This is a genomic window from Caulobacter sp. 602-2 (assembly GCF_011043625.1).
Lineage (GTDB): Bacteria > Pseudomonadota > Alphaproteobacteria > Caulobacterales > Caulobacteraceae > Caulobacter.
This window is the reverse complement of record NZ_JAAKGT010000001.1, coordinates 278,649-300,864: the sequence shown is the minus strand read 5'-3', so window position 1 is coordinate 300,864 and position 22,216 is coordinate 278,649. Positions and strand designations below refer to the sequence as shown.

Below are 22,216 nucleotides of genomic sequence, written 5' to 3'. Positions count from 1 at the left end.
GACTTTTGGTCGGCATGCGAAGATCGGTCCAACAACGCGCATAATCCCTTGGGGGGAAGCTCAATGCCCTACCGCCTTCGCAAGGCCGCCATGCTGGCCTCTGCCGCCGCTTCGCTGCTGGCCCTGCCCGCTCTCGCCGCCCCGCGCCAGGTCGAGCATCTCGACCGCGGCCTGGTCGCCGCCCCCGCCGTCGACGGCGGCGTGCTGGTCTCCTGGCGCTACACCGGCGAAGACGCTCCGGGGCTGGCCTTCAATCTCTATCGCGACGGCAAGAAGCTGAACGCCAAGCCGCTCGCCTTCGCCACCAACTTCGTCGACAAGGCCGGCGTCGCCGGATCGCGCTACACCCTCAAGACCGTGACCAAGGGCAAGGACGGCCCGGTCGAGGGCGAGACCATCGCCCTGAAGGACGGCTTCCTGACGATCCCGCTGCAGAAGCCCGCCGGCGGCGTGACCCCCGACGGCGTGGCCTACGAGTACACCGCCAACGACGCCAGCGTCGGCGACCTCGACGGCGACGGCCGCTACGAGATCGTCCTCAAGTGGGATCCGACCAACTCCAAGGACAACGCCTTCTCGGGCTATACCGGTCCGGTGCTGCTGGACGCCTATACGCTGGACGGCAAGCGCCTGTGGCGCATCGATCTTGGCCGCAACATCCGCGCCGGCGCCCACTACACCCAGTTCCAGGTCTTCGACTTCGACGGCGACGGCCGGGCCGAGATCGCCGTGCGCACCTCGGACGGCACGGTCGACGGTACGGGCAAGGTGCTGGGCGACGCCAACGCCGACTGGCGCGGCGGCCCGGTCGAGACCCCGACCAAGGACAAGACCGGCGCCGAGATCAAGCCGGACGGCGCCATGGTCGCCAAGCTGACGGGCCGGATCCTGAAAGGACCGGAGTTCCTGACCGTGTTCGACGGCCGCACCGGCGCCGCCCTGGATTCGGTTCCGTTCGCCGCGCCGCGCGATCCGACCACCGACGCCCCCACCACCGAGCAGATGACCAAGCTCTGGGGCGACGGCTACGCCAACCGCTCCGACCGTTTCCTGGCGGGCACGGCCTATCTGGACGGCCAGCATCCCAGCATCATCATGGGCCGCGGCTACTACGCCCGCACCACGGTCAGCGCCTGGGACTTCAGGAACGGCAAGATCACCCAGCGCTGGGTGTTCGACAGCGCCGCCCCCGGCGTGCCGGAAGGCTTCGGCGGCCAGGGCAACCACCAGCTGTCGATCGGCGACCTCAACGGCGACGGCTGCGACGAGATCGTCTACGGCTCGATGGCGCTGGACGCCGACGGCAAGCCGCTGTGGACCGCCAAGCTCTATCACGGCGACGCCCTGCACCTGGGCGACCTGGACCCCGACCGTCCGGGCCTCGAGCGCTTCGGCGTCAATGAGAGCCCTAAGATGAACGGCGGCATCGGCTCGGCCATGGTCGACGCCAAGACCGGCGAAGTGCTGTGGACCACGCCGACCGACAAGGACACCGGCCGCGGCGTCGCCTTCGACATCGATCCGCGCTTCCCGGGCGCCGAGGCCTGGGCCAGCAACTCCGACGTCCTCTACACCGTCAAGGGCAAGCCGATCGAAGGCGTCAAGCGCCCGCCGCAGATGAACTTCGGCGTCTGGTGGGATGGCGACGAGCTGCGCGAGCTGCTCGACCGCAACAAGATCTTCAAATGGGACTGGCTGAAGGGCGAGAGCAAGGTGCTGCTGAACGCCGAGGGCATGACCTCGAACAACGGCACCAAGGCCACCCCGACCCTGTCGGCCGACATCCTGGGCGACTGGCGCGAGGAGGTGATCCTGCGCTCGGAGGACAACACCTTCCTGCGCATCTACGTGACGCCCTATGCGACCGACCGCCGCCTGGTCACCCTGATGCACGATCCGGTCTATCGCGCCGGGATCGCCTGGCAGAACACCGCCTACAACCAGCCGCCGCACACCAGCTTCTACCTGGGGCACGGCATGAAGAACCCCGAGCGTCCGAACGTCGCCGCCGTGAAGGTGAAGCCGTGAAAACCGTCCTGATCGGCCTGGCGACCGCCTTCGCTCTCGCCCTGCCCGCCTTCGCCCAAGCGCCGGCCGCCCAGCCGCCGCGCGAATGGATCGACAAGGACACCGGCCATCGCGTCGTGCGCCTGTCGGACGAGCCGGGCTCGAGCAGCCTCTACTTCAACTACAACGGCTACACGCCTCAGGGCGACAAGCTGGTCATCGCCACGCCCAAGGGCCTGAGCACGGTCGACCTGGCCACCCGCAAGCTGGCGCCGCTGGTCGAGGAGGACGGCAAGTTCCTGTTCGTCGGCCGCAAGACCCGCTCGGCCTACTATATCGTCACCGAGGGCAAGACCCGGGTGGTCAAGGCCGTCGACATCGACAGCAAGAAGGTGCGCGTGGTCGCCAGGTTCGACCGCGGCGACATTCAGACGATCAACGCCGACGAGACCCTGCTGGGCGGCGTGGTCGTCACCAAGCCCGAGATCGAGACCCGTCCCGACGGCATGCTCAAGCGCGACAACCGCTTCGACCAGGCCGCCTACGAGGCGGTCGGTCCGGACGGCAAGCCGCTGAGCTTCGCCGAGGCCAAGGAAGTGCGCCTGAACGAGCGGCTCGAATCGAAGATACCGATGGAGATGTTCGTCATCGACACCCGCACGGGCGAGAAGCGCGTCGTGCACGCGGCGACCGACTGGCTGAACCACCTGCAGTTCTCGCCGACCGACCCGAACCTCTTGATGTTCTGCCACGAGGGTCCCTGGCACAAGGTCGACCGGCTGTGGCTGCTGCGCACCGACCAGCCGGGCGCCAAGCCGGTGAAGATCCACACCCGCACCATGAACATGGAGATCGCCGGCCACGAGTGGTTCAGCGCCGACGGCAAGACCGTCTGGTACGACCTGCAGACCCCGCGCGGCGAAGACTTCTGGGTGGCCGGCTACGAGATCGCGACCGGCAAGCGCGCCTGGTACCACGTCGAGCGCAACGCCTGGTCGGTGCACTTCAACTCCAGCCCCGACGGCAAGCTGTTCGCCGGCGACGGCGGCGACAGCGAGATGGTCGCCCACGCGCCCGACGGAAAGTGGCTCTACCTGATGCACCCGCGCGGCATTCCCGACGTCGCCGGCATCCACGCCCCGGACTCCGAGCACCTGATCCGCCCCGGCGTCATCGACGCCGAGAAGCTGGTCAACATGAGCGCCCACGACTACCGCCTGGAGCCGAACGTCAACTTCACGCCCGACGGCAAGTGGATGGTGTTCCGCTCCAACATGCACGGCGCCAACCACGTCTACGCGGTGGAACTGGCCAAGGCGAAGTAGGCTCGGGATCAAGCCCTCGTCCTTCAACGCAGGATGAGGGCTACTTCCGGCCTTGCAGTAAATCCTCACCCTGAGCCTGTCGAAGGGCGGGAGCTTCATCCCTGACCTCGGCTGCCGCCCTCTCCTCCCGCGCCCGCCACTTGGCCTTCAGGGTGTGGGAGGTTTCCCGCGAGCCGTCGGGGCTCCACCCCGGCGGGCCGAAGAGATAGCCGATCACCTCGCGCGGCGAGCGGCTGCCGGCCAGGTCCTTGGCGATGCCGATCCACTCGTGGAAGACGTTGGTGAAGAGGTTGAAGCTGGGCAGGTTCCGCACGATCCCGTAGCGGCAAGGTTCGGCGTCGTCCTCGGGGATGAAGGTGCCGAACATCCGGTCCCAGATGATCAGGATCCCCGCGTAGTTGGCGTCGAGATAGCGCGGGTTGCGGGCGTGGTGCACCCGGTGGTGCGAAGGGGTGTTGAACACCGCCTCGAACCAGGCCGGCATGCGGCGCACGGCCTCGGTATGGATCCAGAACTGATAGACGAGGCTGATCCCCTTCTGGATCGCCACCATGGCCGGCGGGAAACCCAGGAAGGACAGCGGCAGCCACAGGAGCCAGGTCCCGGCCACGCCGCCGGTCCAGGTCTGTCGCAACGCGGTCGTCAGATTGTAGTGGGTGGAGCTGTGGTGGTTGACGTGGCTGGCCCACCAGAACCGCCGCTCGTGCGCCAGGCGGTGAAACCAGTAGTAGGTCAGGTCTTCGGCGAAGAAGAGCACGACCCAGGCCCACACCGCGGTCATCGGGATCGTGAACAGCCTATGCTCGTACGCCCAGAGACTGGCGGCGAAGACCGCGCCCCCGGTCAGTAGGCCCGCGATCGTGCTGCCCAGCCCCATCATCAGCGAGGTCGCCGCGTCGCGCGGCTCGTAGTTGGCCCGCGCCTTGCCGAAGCGGGCCAGCAGAACCTCCAGCACGATGGCGACCACGAAGAACGGGATCGCCAGCTGGACCGGATCGAAGGCGGGCTTCATGCGGCGGCCTCCTGCGGCGGCCAGGGGCACTGGCCCAGGCGAAGCCGCGGCGCGCCGTCGACGGCCGCCAGGCGCACGCTCCCTTCGGCGGGACGGGCCGCGACGACGTCGCCCCAGGCGGCCGAACGCGCCACATAGCCGTCACCCTTGCGCCAGAGCACCAGAGCCAGATCTTCGTCGGCGCGGGCCACGACGCTGGCGCCGTCGCCGCCGATCCAGACGGCTGTGACCCGATGATCCGGAAACTCGTCCGCCAGCAGCCGCCGAGCGGCCGCCTCGTCCAGCGGCGCCGTCGGTCGCGCGATCCGCGCCCAGGCCGAAAGACCCACCAGCAGGGCGACGGCAAGCGCCGAGCCCAGCAACTGTACGAGCAGCGCCTTGTCCATCGCCGCCTCCTCCCCCGTTTTGGGTCGAAGGTCTGGCCGACCAGCGATCACGTCAAGCGTCAGAACAGGGGTTTACGCAACTGGATTCGCCGCTCAAGTTGCGAACCGCACGCATCACGCGGGGTAAGGGAAACGGGTATGTCTTTGATGTTCGAACCGCTGCGCAAGTACGCGCAATTTTCCGGACGCGCTCGTCGTTCGGAATACTGGCTCTTCGCGCTGTTCACCTTCGCTGTCAGCATGGTCATCACCATCCTGCGGATCGCCACGGGCGGTTTCGACAGCCTGGAGAATGGCGGCTTCGACGCCCTGAGCCTGGTGAACCTGGCGTTCTCGCTGGCGATGCTCGTTCCCAGCCTCGCGGTCTCGTTCCGCCGCCTGCACGACACCGACCGTTCGGCCTGGTGGATCCTCATCGGCCTGATCCCGCTGATCGGCGCCATCGTGCTGCTGGTCTTCTACCTGCTGCCGGGCACCACCGGCCCGAACAAGTTCGGCGCCGATCCGAAGCAGACCCACAAGGACGCCGCCGAAACCTTCGCCTGAGGTTTCGACGAGACAAGGCAAAGCGCGCCGCCCTCGAAGGAGAGCGGCGCGCTTTTTCTTTGGCCCAAGCCCTAGAACTTGCGGGCGTAGCCCACCGACACGACGTTGGCGTCGTCGGCGTCGTTGTCGCGGAATTGCTGGCGCGTGTAGTCGACGCGCACGCCGTTCTTGTCGTCGAACTTGTACTGGGCGCCGACGCCGTAGTTGACGCTGTCGGCGTCGAACTTGCTCTCAACGCCGGCCAGCTTCTGCTTGAACTGGGTGTTGCCGTAGCCGACGCGGCCGATCAGGTCGATGTTCGGGCTCACCGGCAGGAAGCCGACGCCATAGACGGCGGCCGAGTGAGTCTGCTCGATGCTGGAGCGGACGCCGGCGCGGTCGATGTTGTCGTCCTTCACGCCGCCGGACAGTTCGCCCTCGACGCCGAAGTGCGGGGTCAGCTTCGCGCCCAGGCGGCCTTGCACCGCACCGGTGTCGGCGCCTTCCGCGCGCGAGCTGTTGTAACCGAGGTTGCCGTAGATTTCCGGCGAGCTCGATTGAGCATGAGCCAGGACCGGAACAGCAGCGACCGACATGGCGGCCACGGCCGCAGACATGAGAACCTTCATTATTTTTACTCCTGGTACTGGGATTTCTTGTGCTCCCTCAGCCTCCTCTGGGTATTGGGGCAACGAGGCCCGGATTTGACCGCACCCTGACCTGTTTGGGGCCATTGCGTGACGTTTCCGACATTTGAACCGGCGATTATGGCCGCCGGCCGAAAGTTCCGCTGCGGCAGGTCGAATAGCCGCAAGCGATGCAGACGGGACACGCCCGCTTGGCAGGTGACGGCGGCGCGGGGCGTGCTATTGATCGCGTCCAAACAGTGATCAGATCGGCGCGCCCATGTCGCGCGCCGGCCCATCGGGACCGCCGCCTTGCATCAAGCCGTCATCGCCGCCACGGGGCTCTTCACCCCGCCGTTCAGCATCTCGAACGTAGAACTGGTCGACGCCTTCAACGCCTATGTCGAACGCTTCAACGCCGCCAATGCGCAGGCCATCGCCGCCGGGGAAGTGACGGCGCTCGCCCCTTCCTCGCCGGAGTTCATCGAGAAGGCTTCGGGCATCAAGGCCCGCTACGTGATGAACAAGGACGGGATCATCGACCCCGAGGTCATGCGCCCGAACCTGCCCGAGCGCCCGAATGACCAGATCTCGATCCTGGCCGAAATGGCCGTCAAGGCGGCCCAGCAGGCGATCGCGGCCTGGGGCAAGCCCGTCTCGGAAATCGGAGCGGTGATCTGCGCGGCCTCGAACATGCAGCGCGCCTATCCGGCCATGGCCATCGAGGTGCAGCAGGCCCTGGGCATCGAGGGCTTCGCCTTCGACATGAACGTGGCCTGCTCGTCGGCCACCTTCGGCATCAAGACCGCCGCCGACTTCATCGCCACCGGCAGCGCCAAGGCGGTGCTGATGGTCAATCCCGAGATCTGCTCGGGCCACCTGAACTTCAAGGACCGCGACAGCCACTTCATCTTCGGCGACGTGGCCACGGCCGTGATCCTGGAAGAGGCCTCGCAGGCCACGGGCGGCTGGGAGATCCTGGGCACGCGCCTGAAGACCCAGTTCTCCAACAACATCCGCAACAACTTCGGCTTCCTCAACAACGCCGCCCCCGAAGGCGTCGGCGCCAAGGACAAGCTGTTCGTGCAAGAAGGCCGCAAGGTGTTCCGCGAGGTGGTGCCGATGGTCAGCGAGATGATCGTCGAGCACGCCGGCGACATCGGCCTGGACGCCACGGCCCTCAAGCGCCTGTGGCTGCACCAGGCCAACATCAACATGAACGACCTGATCGCCCGCAAGGTGCTGGGCCGTGACCCGGAAGCCGGCGAGAACGTCATCATCCTCGACGAATACGCCAACACCAGCTCGGCCGGCTCGATCATCGCCTTCCACAGCGCCAATGACGACTTCGCCCCCGGCGACACCGGCCTGATCTGCAGCTTCGGCGCCGGCTACTCTGCCGGCACGGTGTTCGTCAGGAAGCGCTGAGCGGCGCCGCGCGCGGGAACCTGAGTTCTCGCGCGAAGGACGCCAGGATCAGCGGCCAGCCGTGATCGGAAGCCATCCCCTGGCGGATGGCTTCCCCGCCCTCGGCATGGCGATCCAGATCGCGGTGCTCGACCACGACCCGCGCGCCCTCTCCCGCCGGCTCGAAGCGAAACTCGACCTCGCTCTGGCGCTCCAGCGGCTCGACGCCGCGGTCGGGCGCGACGTTGAAGCCGACCACCAGGCGGTGGCCCGGATCATAGGCGCGCACGTCGCCCCACGGGCTCTCGACGCCGTCGCGGTCGACCTCGAACCAGCTGCCGCCGGCCACCGGCTCGACATGCACGGTGGCGAACCGCGCGCCGCTGCGGCTGTAGGCCATCGGCCACCAGCGGCCCATGTCGCCGACGAAGCGGGCGAAGGCCTCGGCCGGCAGGGTCTCGACGGTGATCTCGCTGACGATCGGTTCGAACATCGGGGGCTCCTTCGCGAGAGGAACGCGCGGGGCTCCGGTCGGATCACTGCGAAGGCTTGTCGTCAGATCGCCTCAAGCTTGACCGGAACCGGCGCCGCCCCCTTCAGCGCCAGCGTCCATTCGGTCTCCGTGCGGGCGATGGCGTAGCAGCGACGCGCGCCTCGCTCGTCGTCCAGACACAGATTTCCATCGGCGACGACGTAGCGGCCCTTGGACCAGCCGAAATCGTGCCGTTCGAACCAGCTTCCGTCGGCCCTCAGGGCGATGCCGTCCATGCCGACCGGCATGTTCGGAAAGACCACGACCCGCCCGATGAAGGCCGCCCTGGCCGCGGCGTCGGAGACGGCCTTGGGCGCGGGCTTGGGGTGTGCGGCCTTCCATTCCATGGCCCGCTGGATGCGGCGGCCCACGGCGGGATGGTCATAGAAGACGATCTCCTCCAGCCGGCCGGGCGTGGCCGCACGGTACTCGATGGTCTTGACCAGCGCCTTGGCCAGGCCGTCGGGCTCGTTGAAATGCACGAGGCTGTAGCGGTCGGCGTCGCTCTCGGCGATGCGGATCAGGCTGTTGGTGATCGGCGTGGCCAGAAGGAACAGCACGGTCAGCACGGCGCTCAGCACCGGCAGGCCGGCGGGATCGGAAAGCCCCCGGACCTGGTCGCCGCCCAGCAGCCGGCAGGCCGGGGCGAACAATCGGTCGACCAGGAAGAAGGCCAGGATCGCCAGCAGGCTCATCACGCCGGCGATCCATAGTGAATGGTGGCGCCGGTAGTGGCCCATCTCGTGCCCGACGACGCCGCGCACCTCGGCAAGGTCGGCGCCCTTCTTGAACATCGTGTCGCTCATCGCTACCCGGGCCGAGCCGAACAGGCCCGAGACGTTGGCGGTGTAGGCGTTGGACTGCCTGGAGCCGTCGTAGATGAAGATCTTGTCGGACGGCATGCCGACCTGTCTGGCCATCGCCACGACCTCATCGCGAACAGGTCCGGCCGGCGCGGGCGTGTACTTGTTGAAGATCGGCTCGATGTAGAGCGGCGCCAGCAGCATGCCGACGGCGATGAAGGCTGCGGTCAGACCGCCGCTCCACAGCCACCAGGTGCGCGGCGCCTTGCGGATCAGGGCGTAGAGAGCCGCGAAGAACAGGCCGCCGATCAGCGCGCTGATAGCCAGAGAGATCGCGCCCTCGGTCAGCCATCCGGTGAAGGCCTGGCTGGTCAGGCCGTACTGCCTGGGTCGCCACCAATCGCTGTAGATGGTCCAGGGCAGCGAGAGGACGGCGTCGATGACAATGTAGAGGCCGCCGATCCAGCAGCTGACCAGCAGCGGCCGGTTGCGCCGCCCCTCGAACTTGCGCCGCAGCACGACCAGCACGCCGCTGCGCACGATGAGGAACGAGACCAGCAGCGCAACGAGCGCCCCCCATAGCAGCAGCCAGTGGCCGCCCTGCGTGTAGGCGGCGGCCCGGGCGTGCGCCTCCGGCGGCAGTTGGGCCAGATAGGCCGCCGTGGCCGCGGCCGGATCGAAGCTCTGAGCCATCCTTGCTTCCCCCGAAGGCATGCTGCCCGGCAGCAAGCCAGAGCCGGCCGTCCGCGTCAGGTTAAATCGCCGTCAGGTGGAGCTCGGACAGCGATCCCGCAGCCTTGCCCCTGGCGGCCCCTGCGCAGCGGTATAGAACTGGGCCGATGACCTTCGTTTCGAGGCCCGCCATGCGATTCCCCGCCCGTCGTGACATCCTGCTGGGCCTGGGGGCCGGCGGCGCGCTGACCCTGGCCGGCTGCGGCGGCAAGGACGCGGCCGGCGGAACCAGCGGCGCGGCGCGGGTCGAGGCGACCAAGACCCTGCGCATCGGCCTTGAGGGGACCTATCCGCCGTTCAACTTCCAGGGCGCCGACGGCCAGCTGACCGGCTTCGACGTCGACTTCGCCAAGGCCCTGGCCGAGCAGATGAAGGTCAAGCCGGAGTTCGTCGCCGCGCCGTTCGCCGGCCTGCTGGGCGCGCTGGAATCGGGCCGCACCGACGTCGTGATCAACCAGATCACCATCACCCCCGAACGCGCCGCCAAGTACGACTTCTCCAAGCCCTACACGGTCTCGGGCATCCTGATCATCGTGCCCAAGGGCAAGACGGGCGTGGCCGGTCCCGTCGACCTGGCCGGCAAGAAGGTCGGCGTCGGCCTTGGCACCCACTACGAGCAGTGGCTGCGCCAGAACCAGCCCAAGGCCGAGGTGCGCACCTATGACGACGACCCGACCAAGTACCAGGACCTGCGGGCCGGCCGCATCGACGCGGTGCTGAACGACCGCCTGGTCGCCGCCGACTTCCTGAAGACCGCGCCCGACCTGGTCGCCGCGGGTCCGCCCTTCGCCCCGCAGAGCCAGGGCGTGGTCATGAAGCGCGACCCGGCGCTGAAGGTGCTGGTCGACGGCGCCATCGACGCGCTGCGGGCCGACGGGCGCCTGGCGGCCATTTCGCAGAAATGGTTCGGCCTGGACGTGACCGTCTAGCCGATGGACGCCGCCGAGCTCATCGCCCAGTCGGCTCCGCTGCTGCTGAAGGGCGCGGTCTACACCATCCTGCTCAGCCTGATCGGCATGAGCCTGGGTCTCCTGCTGGGCTTTGGCCTGGCGCTGATGCGGCTGTCGCGGTCGCCTCTCCTGCGCTGGCCGGCGGCCGTCTATGTCTCGGCGTTCCGGGGCACGCCGCTCCTGGTGCAGCTGTTCCTGATCTATTACGGCCTCCCGCAACTGGGCCTGGAGCTGCCGCCGCTAATCGCGGCGGGCATCGGCTTTTCGCTGAACGTGGCGGCGTACGCTGGCGAGATCCTGCGCAGCGCCATCGCCGCCGTCGACAAGGGCCAATGGGAGGCCGCCGCCGTGCTGGGCCTCACTCGCGGCCAGGCCATGCGCCGCATCATCCTGCCCCAGGCCGCGCGCACCGCCGTGGCGCCGCTGTCCAACAGCTTCATCAGCCTGGTGAAGGACACCTCGCTGGCCGCCACCATCCAGGTGCCCGAACTGTTCCGCCAGGCCCAGCTGATCACCGCCCGCACGTACGAGATCTTCGCCATGTATCTCAGCGCCGCGGCCATCTACTGGATCGTCTCCAGCCTGCTGGCCCTGGGCCAGGGCTGGCTGGAACGCCGCGCGGAGGCCCGTCGATGAGCGCCATCCAGGCCAGGGACCTTTCCAAGCGCTTCGGCGACACCGCCGTGCTGAACGGCGTCGACCTGACCGTGGCGCCCGGCGAGGTCGTCGCCGTCATCGGCCCCAGCGGCTCGGGCAAAAGCACCCTGCTGCGCTGCCTCGCCGGCCTGGAGGCGCTGAACGGCGGAACCCTGTCGATCGCCGGCGTCGAGGCCGGCGGCAAGGTTCCGCTGGCGCGCGCCCTGAAGGGTCGCGTCGGCTTCGTGTTCCAGAACTTCAACCTGTTCCCGCACAAGACTGCGATCGAGAACGTGGCCGAGGCGCCGGTCGTCGTGCGCGGCGAGCCGCCCGCCAAGGCTCGGGAACGGGCCCTGGAGCTGCTGACCAAGGTGGGGCTGGCCCATCGCGCCGACGCCTATCCCGGCGCCCTCTCCGGCGGCCAGCAGCAGCGCTGCGCCATCGCCCGGGCCCTGGCGATGGACCCCGAGGTCATCCTCTTCGACGAGCCGACTTCGGCGCTGGATCCCGAGCTGGTCGGCGAGGTGCTGGCGGTGATCGGCGACCTGGCCGCCGAGAAGCGGACGATGGTCATCGTCACCCACCAGATGGACTTCGCCCGTGAGGTCGCGGACCGGACGATCTTCATGGACGAAGGCCGCATCCTCGAGGAAGGCCCCTCGGCGACGCTGTTCGCCGAACCCCGCGAAGATCGAACGAGAAGGTTTCTCAGTAAATTGCGAAGCTTGCAGCCATAATTTAGCCTCTGGCGCCCCGCACCCCTCCCGGGCTACGCCGCGTGTGTCTAGAGGCGAGGATTCGTGAAACCCTATATCGACCTGAAAGGCGCCTCCGGCGCCGTCTATCGCTACAAGCTGGCCGAGGATCGCGACCCGCGCACCACGATCGCCGGCAACTATCTCTATGTGAACGCCGAAGGCGTCGTGGTGTTCGCCGGCGAGGCCAACAATCTGCACGACTCCACGCGCGGTTTCGCCGAGGCGGCCGAGAAGCACGCCGCCGAGCATCTCTACATCCGGCTGAACGTTTCGGGCGCCGCGCGCGCCGACGAGCTGGCCGATCTGCTGGCCGAGCTGTCGCCGGTGGGCAACCCCGCGCAAGCGGAAGACTGAGGGCGCTTTCATCGGCCGGTCTAGCGTGACCGGCCGAGCCCCAAACTTGGCCGTTGCCCGCCAGCCGCGCATATGCGCCCATCCACCCGCATAGCGGGGGATTCTCAAATGCGGCTTGCGGCGGCTCTTGTCGGCGTCCTGTTTCTTTCGGCCTGCGCCACCACGGCGCCGGACAAGGTCTTCTTCGCGGCCGACGCGGCCGACGGCCTGGTGGTGATGGAGCTGGTTCCCACCCCGGCGACCTACCAGATCGAGGCCGCCAGCTTCGACCCCGCCCAGTCCCGGATCGAGAGCAAGGGCTACGTCACCCTCTATGCCAGCCCGGCCATGCGCTACGCGGTCTCGCGGGCCAAGCCCGGCGTCTACGCCGTGACCGCCGTCAGCCACCAGGCCACCTGGTACGACTGCTTCAACGGCGGCACGGTCTCGTTCGAGGTCAAGCCCGGAGAGGTGACCTTCCTGGGCAAGCTGGACGCGCGCCCTGCCCTGGCCGACATCGCCATCAAGCTTCCGGGCTACAGCATGAACAGCCAGAAGTTCTACGTGCTCGACACGCCGCGCCCGGCCCTGACCGCGCCGGCCGACATGGCCGACTGGAAGGGCGAACTGACGCCGTTCCTGACCAACACCTATCCGAACGTCACCGCGCCGACCAAGCCGGCGCAACTCAAGCCCGCCACCTTCGCAAGCGGCTGGAGCCTGCTGGGCCAGAAGGTCTGCTACGGCTACTTCAACCGGGCCAAGGACCAGCCGGAGCCGGCCAAGCCCGCCAGCTAGGCTCGCGCCAGGAAGGCGGCGATATCGGAGACCACCGACGGCTCGGGGGCCATGATCGCCTGCAGGTGGTCGCCCGACGTCGAGATGAACGGCAGTCCGTGGGTCGCCGCGAAGGCCTGGGACGGCGCGTGATAGGGATCGGCCGTCCCGTCCCACAGCAGAACCGGAACGCCCGCGCCGAGCACCGCCTCGGCGGCGCCCTCCAGCGTGTTCAGCGCCTCGAAGCAGGCCTGCATGGCCGGCAGGATTTCGGGCGTCACCCATTGCACCAGGGCCGGCGCGACCTGCTGGCTGAAGCCCCAGAAGATGTCGAAGCGGATCGGTCCGGCCGGCCCCTTGGGCACCCCGCCCGCCAGGTCCCAGCCGCCGATCACCAGCGAGGCCAGGCGCTCGGGGTGATGCCTGGCCACGCCCACCGCCATCCAGCCGCCCATCGAGTAGCCGACCAGGTGGGCCTTCTCCGCGCCGAGCGCATCGAGCACCGCCACGATGTCGCCCGCCCGCTGGTCCTGGGCGTAGAGCGCGGCGTCGGCCGGCTTGTCGCTGAGGCCATGGCCCAGCGAATCGACGCAGACCACCGTGAAGCGATCGGCCAGGGCCGCGACGAAGCCGTTGGCCCGCCAGCTGTCGGCGTCCATGAACAGGCCGTGCTGCAGCACCACGTGCGGCCCCGTCCCCTCCACCGTGTAGTGGATCTGCTGGCCGCGATGGCTGGCGAACGGCATGGGCGAGTCTCCGTGAAGGCGGGCCGTTAGTCAGGCCGGTCCACAAATTCGCGCAAGGCGAACGGGACGAGAACACCCCGGCTTGGCTATCCTCCCGCCGATGCGTCCCGAGTCGCTCTTTCCCCTGTTCGCCGCGATCTCGACCCTGAAGGGGGTCGGGCCCCGCGTCGCGCCCCTGGTCGAGAAGCTGGCCGGGCCGATCGTGCGCGACGTGCTGTTCACCTCGCCCCAGAGCCTGATCCGCCGCACGGCGACCACGGCCGCCCTGGCCCAGGACGGCCAGGTGGCGACCTTCGTCGTCACCATCGACGCCCATCTGCCGCCGCAGCGGTCGGGCCAACCCTGGCGGATCCGCGGCTGGGACGAGACCGGATTTGTCACCCTGGTCTGGTTCAAGGGCCACGGCCCGCACCTGGAACGCCAGCATCCCGTGGGCTCGCACCGAGCGGTCAGCGGCAAGGTCGAGCGGTTCGGCTCCGAGATCCAGGTCGCCCATCCCGACTATATGCTCGAGGCCGAACGGATCGACGAGATCCCGCCGATCGAGCCGGTTTATCCCGCCACCGCCGGCCTGCCCTCGCGCACCTTCCGCAAGTTCGCCCAGGAGGCGCTTTCCCGCGCCCAGCCCCTGCCCGAGTGGCAGGACGCCGCCTGGATGGCCCGCGAGGGCCTGCCGCCCTGGCGCGAGGCCTTCGAGCGGCTGCACGGGCCCGAGGGCGAGATCGACCTTTCGCCGATGTCGGCGGCGCGGCGACGCCTGGCCTATGACGAATTGCTGGCCCACCAACTGGCCCTGGCCCAGCGCAAGGCCGGCAAACGCGCCCAGCCCGGCCCGCGCATCGTCTCGGGCCCGCTGGCCGAGGCGGCCGAGAAGGCCCTGCCCTTCCGCCTGACCGGCGCCCAGGTGCGGGCGCTGTCGGAGGTGCGCGGCGACCTGGCCCATGGCGAGCGGATGAGCCGCCTGCTGCAGGGCGACGTCGGCTCGGGCAAGACCGTCGTGGCCATGCTGGCCATGGCCGACGCGGCCGGCGCCGGCTTCCAGTCGGCCCTGATGGCCCCGACCGAGATCCTGGCCCGCCAGCATTACGAGACCCTCGCTCCGCCGCTGGAGGCCCAGGGCCTGGCGGTCGTGCTGCTGACCGGACGCGACAAGGGCGCGGCCCGGGCGGCCAAGCTGCAGAAGCTGGCCGACGGCTCGGCCGCCGTGGCCGTGGGCACCCACGCGCTCTTCCAGGACGACGTGGCGTTCCAGAGCCTGGCCCTGACCATCATCGACGAGCAGCACCGGTTCGGCGTCAACGAACGCCGGCGGCTGCAGGAAAAGGGCCCTAAAGACGCAGAATGGGGGGTGCACCTGCTGGCCATGTCGGCCACCCCGATCCCGCGGACGCTGGAACTGACCGTGTTCGGCGACCTGGACGTCTCGCGCATCGACGAGAAGCCGCCGGGCCGTACGCCGGTGGCCACCCGCGCCGCGCCGACGCCGCGCGTGCCCGAGATCGTCGATCGCCTGCGCGCGGCCATCGAGGGCGGCGCCCAGGCCTTCTGGATCTGTCCGCTGGTGTCGGAGTCCGAGAAGGTCGACCTACGGGCCGCAGAGGACCGGGCGGCCGACCTGCGCAAGATCCTCGGTCCCCGCGTCGGCCTGGTGCACGGCCAGATGCCGGCGGCCGAGAAGGACGCGGTGATGCAGGCCTTCGTCGACGGCGAGGTCGGGGTGCTGGTGGCCACCACGGTGGTCGAGGTGGGCGTAAACGTGCCCAACGCCAGCATCATGGTCATCGAGCACGCCGACCGCTTCGGCCTGGCGCAGCTTCATCAGCTTCGCGGACGGGTGGGCCGGGGCATGCGCGAGAGCTCCTGCGTGCTGCTGTACGACCCGCCGCTGTCGGAGGTCGCCCAGCAGCGCCTCGACATCCTGCGGCGCAGCGACGACGGCTTCGAGATCGCCGAGAAGGACCTGGAACTGCGCGGCGGCGGCGACCCGCTGGGCCTCAAGCAGAGCGGCTTTCCCGCCTATCGCCTGGCCGACCCCGTCGCCCACCGCGACCTGATCGCCGTGGCCGCCGACGACGCCCGCCTGATCCTGGCCCGCGACCCCGACCTTTCCTCGCCGCGCGGCGAGGCCGTGCGGACCCTGCAGGCGCTGTTCGACTGGAAACCGGCGTCGGGCCTGAACGACGCGGGCTGACGCCCCCTCCGGTCTAAGGATGCTCCCCCTCTGTCGCGAAGCGACTGCGGGGGAAGGAATTGCTGCGGCGTCTGTGGCTGTTGCCGGCTCATCAAACGCTTCCCCCTCCGGCCCTTCGGGCCACCTCCCCCTTCAGGGGGAGGATCTTGGCTGGCGCCTTGCGTCCTTCGAGGCCCGCTGCGCGGGCGCCTCAGGATGAGGAGGTCATAGCTCCTTATTCCTCATCCTGAGGTGCGCGCCGAAGGCGAGCCTCGAAGGACGCACGGCTTCTCGGCCTCTCGTGGAAACCACGGAAGTTGATGGAGAGGGCGCGGGGCGTCCGGGCCTCGCCCGGATGTGTGAGTTCTAAGTACCGTTTCGACGAAGCTGGAACGCCCCGCGCGATCGTTGTTCCTCAGGCCGGGGCGCGCAGGCCTCTTCCGCCTTTTACCCCTTCCCCATGCAGTGCGCCCCCGTTTCTTGGCGGCCAGGCGTGCATGGCGGCGCGGACCCTTGGACGGGCGGGAGCCTAGTCAGGCAAGCTCCCGATGGATGGGTTTACGTCCCCCATCCTCATTCAAGCCTTCCGGCCCGGCTCACGCCGCGCCTTCAGCCCCGCTCGATCGCATCCACGTCGCACGCTTCGGGCCGGATCCTTGCGCCCTCTCCCTGCGACGGGACCCAATGATTATGCAGCGGGTTCGAGCGCGTCTGATCCAACACCGTGAGAAAGTTGGAAGTAATTGGATTGGTTCAGGAGTTTTCGACAATCGCCGGGGGATGGACGAGGCTCTATCCCCGTCCGATCCCCAAATCCGTTCAATCCCCGCGAAAGCGGGGATTTGAACGGAAGGGGGCTAGGGCCTTGGCGCTGGCCCCCTCCGGCACTCTGCGCCGCCTCCCCCACAGGGGAAGGTTCCTGAAGCTCCTCACCCGGTGACGAACACCTTCTTCAGTTCGGTCTTGAGGATCTTGCCGTTGGCGTTCCTGGGCAGGGTCTCGGGCCAGAAGATCACCTTCACCGGCACCTTGAAGGCGGCCAGGCGGTCGGCGACGAAGGCGCGCAGTTCGTCTTCGGTGGCGCTGGCGCCGGGTTTCAGGGTGACGACGGCCGCGGGCTCCTCGCCCAGGGTCTTGTGCTCGACGCCGACGAGGGCGGCGTCCATCACCGCCGGGTGGTCGTAGAGGACGTTCTCGACCTCGATGCAGTAGATGTTCTCGCCGCCGCGGATCAGCATGTCCTTGGCGCGGTCGATGATGTAGCAGAAGCCCTCTTCGTCCAGGCGGGCCAGATCGCCCGTGCGCACCCAGCCGTCGATGAAGGTCTGGGCCGTGGCCTCGGGCTTGTTCCAGTAGCCCTTCACCACCTGCGGGCCCTTGCACCACAGCTCGCCCACCGAACCGATCGGCAGTTCCTCGTAGGGGGCCTCGAGGGTCATGATCTTCAGGTCGGTGACCGGCACGGCCGGGCCGCAGCTTTCGGGACGGTTCTCGTAGTCCTCCGCAGAATTGGAGGTCGCGGTGGCCGAGGTCTCGGTCATGCCCCAGCCGTTGCCGGGCGAGGATTTCGGCCAGATCTCCTTGATCTTGCGCACCAGTTCCGGGGCCGAGGGCGCGCCGCCATAGGCCACGGCCTCCAGCGAAGACAGGTCGTACTTGTCGCGATTGGGGTGCTCGATGATCTGCCAGGCGATGGTCGGCACGCCGCCCATCTGGGTCAGCTTCTCGTCCTGGATCAGCTGCATGGCCTTTTCGGGATCCCACTTGCGGATCATGGCCATCTTGGCCCCGCCGAACAGCGAGGGGTTCATCACCGCGAAACAGCCGGTGGCGTGGAAGAACGGCACCGAGATCAGCGCGCCCTTCTGCGGCAGGCTGGGATCAGGCTGGGGCGGCGCCTCGCCGCGGCGCAGGAAGCTGCGGGCCGAGGCGGCGGCGGCGGCGAAGATGTTGCTGTTCACGGCCCGGTGGGTGGCCAGCGCGCCCTTGGGCTTACCCGTGGTGCCCGAGGTGTAGAAGATCGTCGCGTCGTCTTCCGGGCCAAGCTCGATGGTCGAGAGCGGACGCTCGTCCAGCTTGATCCAGTCATTGGGGCAGCCGATCACGCTTTCCAGCCGCGTCACGTACGGATGGGCGATGTCTTCCTTACTGCGCGAGACGTAGACGCGCTTGAGATCGGGGCAGTTGTCGAAGTGCTCGGCCAGGCGCTCGAAGCGCTCGACGTCCATCACCGCCACCGAGGCGCCGGAGTCGGTCAGGCCGTACTCCAGCTCGGGTCCGGTCCACCAGGCGTTCAGCGGGGTGATGATCGCGCCGATCGACAGGCCCGCATAGAAGGCCACCGGCCATTCGGGCAGGTTGCGCATGATCAGGGCGACCCGGTCGCCCTTCCTGACGCCCTTGGCCTCCAGTTCGGCGGCGAAGGCGGTCACCGCGCGATAGAAGGCCTCGAAGCTGACCCGCTCGTCCTCGTGGACGAGGTAGATCTTGTCGCCGTGGGTGCGGCCGACCTGCAGGGTATGGCGCAGCGTGGGCGGGAGGTTCTTCCAGGTCCGCGTCGGCACGCCGCGGATCTCGACCTCCTCCATCTCGGCGGGCGATCCCGGGGCGGTGATCAGGGCGTAGGCCTGTTTCACCGACATGGCGGGCCATGGAACGGGGTTAGGCGCGTGAGCGGCCTGGGTCATACGTTACTCTCCCGGTGTCGATCGCGCTCGTTCAAGCGGCGCGTTTCCGTCGAGTAAGCACGCGGAAGCGACCGATGTAAACGGTCGTTTGGACGGTAAGGGAACAATGTTTAGTTGGCCGTCGCCCTTCTCCCCTTGCGGGAGAAGGTGTCGGCGACAGCCGACGGATGAGGGGTCGCGCGGCGGGCTCTGAGAGACCCCTCACCCGACCCCGCTCCGCGGGGCCACCCTCTCCCGCAAGGGGAGAGGGATCGCAGTTAGCCCATCGCCGCCAGGCGGCCGAGGGCGGCTTCCAGCTTGGCCTTGGCGGCTTCGGCTTCGGCCAGGCGTTCGCGGTTTTCCTCGACGACCTCGGGCTTGGCGCGGGCCAGGAAGTCGGGGTTGCCGAGCTTCTTGCCGGTCTTCTCGATCTCGCCGACATGGCCGGCGATCTCCTTGGTCAGGCGAGCCTTCTCGGCGGCGACGTCGATGAACTCGGCCACGCCGAGCGCGCCCGTCGCTTCGCCCATCACCACCGGCGCCGTGCCGGCGGGCGCGGCCTCGGCGACCGAGACCTGGCCCAGGCGAGCCAGGCTGACCAGCAGGTCGCGCTGGCGCTCCAGGCGGCCAAGGGTGCCCTCGCCCGCCCCGACCACGGCCAGGGCCGGCTTGGCCGACGGCGGCACGTTCATCTCGGCGCGCAGCGAGCGGATCTCGCCGACGGTGTCGACCAGCCAGCCGATCTCGGCGGCGGCCTCGGCGTCGATCCAGCTTTCCGGCAGATCCGGCCACTGGGTCGAGATCAGCATGCTCTGGCGAGCCGGACCGCCCTCCTCGGCCGTCTTGTCCCACAGCTCCTCGGTGATGAACGGCATCACCGGGTGCAGCAGGATCAGGATCTGGTCGAGCACCCAGGCGGTCATGGCGCGGGTCTCGGCCTTGGCGGCCTCGTCCTCGCCGTTCAGCACCGGCTTGGCCAGCTCAAGATACCAGTCGCAGAAGACGTTCCAGATGAAGCGGTAGAGCGCGCTGGCGCCCTCGTCGAAGGCCGGGGCCTCGAAGGCCTTGGTCACTTCGCCCAGCGTCTTGACGACCTCGCCGCGGATCCACTTGTTCAGCGGCTGGGTCACCGACGCGGGGTCGAAGCCCTCGACGCGGACGCAGCCGTTCATCTGGGCGAAGCGCGTGGCGTTCCACAGCTTGGTGCCGAAGTTGCGGTAGCCCTCGATGCGCTGCTTGGACAGCTTGATGTCGCGCGCCTGGCCCGACATCGCCGTCAGGGTGAAGCGCACGGCGTCGCAGCCCAGCTCGTCGATCAGGGCCAGCGGGTCGATGACGTTGCCCTTGGACTTGCTCATCTTGGCGCCCTTCTCGTCACGGACGAGGGCGTTGATGAACACCTGCTTGAACGGGACTTCGTCCATGAAGTGGATGCCCATCATCATCATCCGGGCGACCCAGAAGAAGATGATGTCGAAGCCCGTGACCAGGGTGCTGGTCGGGTAGAAGCGCGCCACGTCCGGGGTCTTTTCCGGCCAGCCGAGGGTCGAGAACGGCCACAGGGCCGAGCTGAACCAGGTGTCGAGAACGTCTTCGTCCTGAACCAGCTGGACGTCGGCGCCGAACTGAGCGCGGGCGGCGGCGTAGGCGGCTTCTTCGGTCTCCTCGACGAAGATCGAGCCTTCCGGGCCGAACCAGGCCGGGATGCGGTGGCCCCACCAGAGCTGGCGCGAGACGCACCAGGGCTCGATGTTGCGCAGCCACTCGAAGTAGGTCTTCTCCCAGTGCTTCGGCTCGAAGACGGTGTCGCCGTTCTCGACGGCCTTCAGGGCCGGCTGGGCCAGGGTGTAGGCGTCGACGTACCACTGGTCGGTCAGGTAGGGCTCGATGACCACGCCCGAACGGTCGCCGTGCGGGACCATGTGGCGGGTCTTCTCGATCTCCTTCAGCCAGCCCTCTTCCTCGGCGCGGGCGACGATGGCCTTGCGCGCGGCGAAGCGGTCCATGCCGACATACTCGGCCGGCACGGCGTCGTTGAGCTTGGCTTCCGGCGTCAGGATGTTGATCGCCGGCAGGCCGGCGCGCTTGCCGACGCCGAAGTCGTTGAAGTCGTGCGCCGGCGTGATCTTCACCGCGCCCGAGCCCTTGGTCGGGTCGGCGTAGTCGTCGGCGACGATCGGGATGCGGCGGCCGACGATCGGCAGGACGACGTCCTTGCCGACCAGATCCTTGTAGCGCTCGTCCGACGGATGGACGGCCACGCCCGTGTCGCCCAGCATCGTTTCGGGACGGGTGGTGGCCACGACGATGTAGTCGCGCGTCTCAAATTGGGTCGCCTTGCCCTCGTCGTCGAACTCGACGGGGTGCTGGTAGGTGACGCCGTCGGCCAGCGGATAGGCGAAGTGCCAGTAAGCGCCGTCGACTTCCTTCTGCTCGACCTCGAGGTCGGAGATGGCGGTCTGGAACTGCGGGTCCCAGTTGACCAGGCGCTTGTCGCGATACAGCAGGCCCTGCTTGTGCAGTTGGACGAAGACCTTGCGGACGGCGGACGACAGGCCCTCGTCGAGGGTGAAGCGCTCACGCGACCAGTCGCAGCTGGCGCCCAGGCGGCGCAGCTGGTTGGTGATCGCCCCGCCGCTCTCGGCTTTCCATTCCCAGACCTTGTCGACGAAGGCCTCGCGGCCCATGTCGCGGCGGCCGATGTTGCCGGCGGCGGCCAGTTGGCGCTCGACCACCATCTGGGTGGCGATGCCCGCGTGGTCGGTGCCCGGCAGCCACAGGGCGGCCTTGCCGCGCATGCGGTGGAAGCGGGTCAGCACGTCCTGCAGCGTGTTGTTCAGCGCGTGGCCGATGTGCAGGCTGCCCGTCACGTTCGGCGGCGGGATCACGATGACGAACGGCTCGGCGTTCGGATCCTCGCTCGGCTTGAAGGCCCCGGAGGCCTCCCAGGCTTCGTACAGGCGCGGTTCGACGGCTTTGGGATCGAAGGTCTTTTCAAGCATGGCGGAGGGGATATGCCACTTAGCGCCGCCTGGCGAAACCGGGCGGCGGGATTATCGGGGAATTTGAACGGGAAAAGGCGGCCGCGAACGCGACCGCCTTCTCAAGATCCGGGCGTCGAAGGCCGCCTAGGGGCGACCCGACGCCGATGTCATACGCCGCGGCCGCGCGAGATCCGGTGGACCTCTTCCTCGACCTTGTTCTCGACGATGCGCGGCAGGTTCTGGTCCAGCCACTCTTTCAGCAGCGGGCGCAGCAGCTCGCGGACGACGTCTTCCAGCGTGCGGCCGTTGGCCGGCATCAGCAGGGCCGAGCTCAGGCTGCCGAAGGCGCTGGCGGCCAGGCCGGCAGCGTGGTCGCCGACCAGGGTCTCGGCCACTTCGTCGCGGTTGAACACCGGCGGCGGGGTGTAGGCGGGCTCCGGAGGCGGCGGCGGCGGCTCATAGGCCGGCTCCGGCTCGGGTTCCGGGGTGTAGAGGTCGAGGTCGCCGAGCGTCTCGACCGGAGCCGGCGGCTCGATCGGATCGGTCAGCTCGAGGACGTCGTCCTCGATCACCGGCTCGGGCTCGGGAACCGGCTCGGGCGCGGGCGGCGGCGCCGCTTCGGCGGCCGGAGCGTCGTCTTCGGAGATGATCCGCCTGATCGAGGCGAGGATCTCCTCCATCGTCGGTTCTTGGGAGCTCTGGTCGGACATGATGGGCTGGGCCGTATTAAGGGGCTACGAATCCTTGCGCGCCTCGCAAGACGCGTGCCGCCGATGGTGCAGACTTGCACGGCTTAAGCAAGCCAAGGATTCGCGCCGCGATGATTCGTCCTGAAGTTGGA

Annotated in this window: 19 protein-coding genes; 10 read left to right on the top strand and 9 right to left on the bottom strand. The window is 68.4% G+C overall.

The window, feature by feature from the left end:
* The first annotated feature begins 63 nt into the window (after window positions 1-63).
* The gene (locus tag G5B46_RS01350; protein ID WP_165255404.1) at window positions 64-2,028 is read left to right on the top strand and encodes a rhamnogalacturonan lyase; all 1,965 of its coding nucleotides are present in this window, start codon (window positions 64-66) and stop codon (window positions 2,026-2,028) included.
* Entirely contained in the window at window positions 2,025-3,332 is a 1,308-nt protein-coding gene (locus G5B46_RS01345; RefSeq protein WP_165255403.1) for an oligogalacturonate lyase family protein, read from the top strand. The genes G5B46_RS01350 and G5B46_RS01345 overlap by 4 nt, the downstream gene beginning before the upstream one ends.
* 40 nt (window positions 3,333-3,372) lie before the next feature.
* On the opposite strand, the gene G5B46_RS01340 is transcribed toward G5B46_RS01345, so the two are convergent.
* Together G5B46_RS01340 and G5B46_RS01335 are read right to left on the bottom strand one after the other, a co-directional pair.
* Window positions 3,373-4,344 carry a sterol desaturase family protein gene (locus G5B46_RS01340; RefSeq protein ID WP_165255401.1) on the bottom strand — a complete coding sequence of 324 codons (972 nt, stop codon included), beginning with the start codon at window positions 4,342-4,344 and terminating at the stop codon, window positions 3,373-3,375.
* Window positions 4,341-4,730 (bottom strand): hypothetical protein, encoded by a 390-nt coding sequence (locus G5B46_RS01335; protein ID WP_165255399.1) that lies wholly within the window; start codon window positions 4,728-4,730, stop codon window positions 4,341-4,343. The genes G5B46_RS01340 and G5B46_RS01335 overlap by 4 nt, the downstream gene beginning before the upstream one ends.
* A 138-nt stretch (window positions 4,731-4,868) precedes the next feature.
* Here G5B46_RS01335 and G5B46_RS01330 point away from each other — a divergent pair, with 138 nt between their 5' ends.
* Entirely contained in the window at window positions 4,869-5,276 is a 408-nt protein-coding gene (locus G5B46_RS01330; protein WP_165255397.1) for a DUF805 domain-containing protein, read from the top strand.
* Window positions 5,277-5,347: 71 nt separating this feature from the next.
* Here the strand turns inward: G5B46_RS01330 and G5B46_RS01325 are convergent, their stop codons facing one another.
* Window positions 5,348-5,884 (bottom strand): porin family protein, encoded by a 537-nt coding sequence (locus G5B46_RS01325; protein ID WP_165255396.1) that lies wholly within the window; start codon window positions 5,882-5,884, stop codon window positions 5,348-5,350.
* Window positions 5,885-6,193: 309 nt separating this feature from the next.
* On the opposite strand from G5B46_RS01325, the gene G5B46_RS01320 reads away from it, so the two are divergent.
* Complete coding sequence (locus G5B46_RS01320) at window positions 6,194-7,309, top strand: beta-ketoacyl-ACP synthase III (RefSeq protein WP_165255394.1); 1,116 nt, start codon at window positions 6,194-6,196, stop codon at window positions 7,307-7,309.
* Here G5B46_RS01320 and G5B46_RS01315 read toward each other — a convergent pair.
* Together G5B46_RS01315 and G5B46_RS01310 are read right to left on the bottom strand one after the other, a co-directional pair.
* A complete protein-coding gene (locus G5B46_RS01315) occupies window positions 7,296-7,781 on the bottom strand; it encodes an SRPBCC family protein (RefSeq protein WP_165255392.1) in 486 nt (161 codons plus the stop codon). The two genes, G5B46_RS01320 and G5B46_RS01315, sit on opposite strands and share 14 nt — an antisense overlap.
* Window positions 7,782-7,843: 62 nt before the next feature.
* The gene (locus tag G5B46_RS01310) at window positions 7,844-9,316 is read right to left on the bottom strand and encodes a M48 family metallopeptidase (RefSeq protein WP_165255390.1); all 1,473 of its coding nucleotides are present in this window, start codon (window positions 9,314-9,316) and stop codon (window positions 7,844-7,846) included.
* A 170-nt stretch (window positions 9,317-9,486) separates the two neighbouring features.
* Between G5B46_RS01310 and tcyJ the strand changes: the two genes are divergently transcribed.
* The 5 genes from tcyJ (at window position 9,487) to G5B46_RS01285 (ending at window position 12,830) form a co-directional block, all read left to right on the top strand.
* Window positions 9,487-10,284 carry a cystine ABC transporter substrate-binding protein gene (tcyJ, locus tag G5B46_RS01305; protein ID WP_165255388.1) on the top strand — a complete coding sequence of 266 codons (798 nt, stop codon included), beginning with the start codon at window positions 9,487-9,489 and terminating at the stop codon, window positions 10,282-10,284.
* 3 nt (window positions 10,285-10,287) lie between these two features.
* Window positions 10,288-10,941, top strand: a complete 654-nt coding sequence (tcyL, locus tag G5B46_RS01300; RefSeq protein ID WP_165255386.1) for a cystine ABC transporter permease — start codon at window positions 10,288-10,290, stop codon at window positions 10,939-10,941.
* The gene (locus G5B46_RS01295) at window positions 10,938-11,678 is read left to right on the top strand and encodes an amino acid ABC transporter ATP-binding protein (RefSeq protein ID WP_165255384.1); all 741 of its coding nucleotides are present in this window, start codon (window positions 10,938-10,940) and stop codon (window positions 11,676-11,678) included. The genes tcyL and G5B46_RS01295 overlap by 4 nt, the downstream gene beginning before the upstream one ends.
* A gap of 63 nt (window positions 11,679-11,741) precedes the next feature.
* Entirely contained in the window at window positions 11,742-12,053 is a 312-nt protein-coding gene (locus G5B46_RS01290) for a hypothetical protein (protein ID WP_165255382.1), read from the top strand.
* 108 nt (window positions 12,054-12,161) lie between these two features.
* Window positions 12,162-12,830 carry a hypothetical protein gene (locus tag G5B46_RS01285; protein ID WP_165255380.1) on the top strand — a complete coding sequence of 223 codons (669 nt, stop codon included), beginning with the start codon at window positions 12,162-12,164 and terminating at the stop codon, window positions 12,828-12,830.
* Here the strand turns inward: G5B46_RS01285 and G5B46_RS01280 are convergent.
* Window positions 12,827-13,555, bottom strand: coding sequence for an alpha/beta fold hydrolase (locus G5B46_RS01280; protein ID WP_165255378.1), 729 nt, complete (start codon window positions 13,553-13,555; stop codon window positions 12,827-12,829). The two genes, G5B46_RS01285 and G5B46_RS01280, sit on opposite strands and share 4 nt — an antisense overlap.
* 100 nt (window positions 13,556-13,655) lie before the next feature.
* On the opposite strand from G5B46_RS01280, the gene recG reads away from it, so the two are divergent.
* Window positions 13,656-15,746, top strand: coding sequence for an ATP-dependent DNA helicase RecG (recG, locus tag G5B46_RS01275; RefSeq protein WP_165256464.1), 2,091 nt, complete (start codon window positions 13,656-13,658; stop codon window positions 15,744-15,746).
* Window positions 15,747-16,654: 908 nt separating this feature from the next.
* Here recG and G5B46_RS01270 read toward each other — a convergent pair.
* The 3 genes from G5B46_RS01270 to G5B46_RS01260 form a co-directional block, all read right to left on the bottom strand.
* Window positions 16,655-18,412, bottom strand: coding sequence for a class I adenylate-forming enzyme family protein (locus tag G5B46_RS01270; protein WP_165255376.1), 1,758 nt, complete (start codon window positions 18,410-18,412; stop codon window positions 16,655-16,657).
* Between the two features lie 257 nt (window positions 18,413-18,669).
* A complete protein-coding gene (locus G5B46_RS01265; protein ID WP_165255375.1) occupies window positions 18,670-21,393 on the bottom strand; it encodes a valine--tRNA ligase in 2,724 nt (907 codons plus the stop codon).
* 149 nt (window positions 21,394-21,542) lie between these two features.
* Window positions 21,543-22,085: a DUF2497 domain-containing protein gene (locus G5B46_RS01260; RefSeq protein WP_116489658.1), complete on the bottom strand. Its 543-nt coding sequence runs from the start codon at window positions 22,083-22,085 to the stop codon at window positions 21,543-21,545.
* Window positions 22,086-22,216 lie beyond the last annotated feature (131 nt).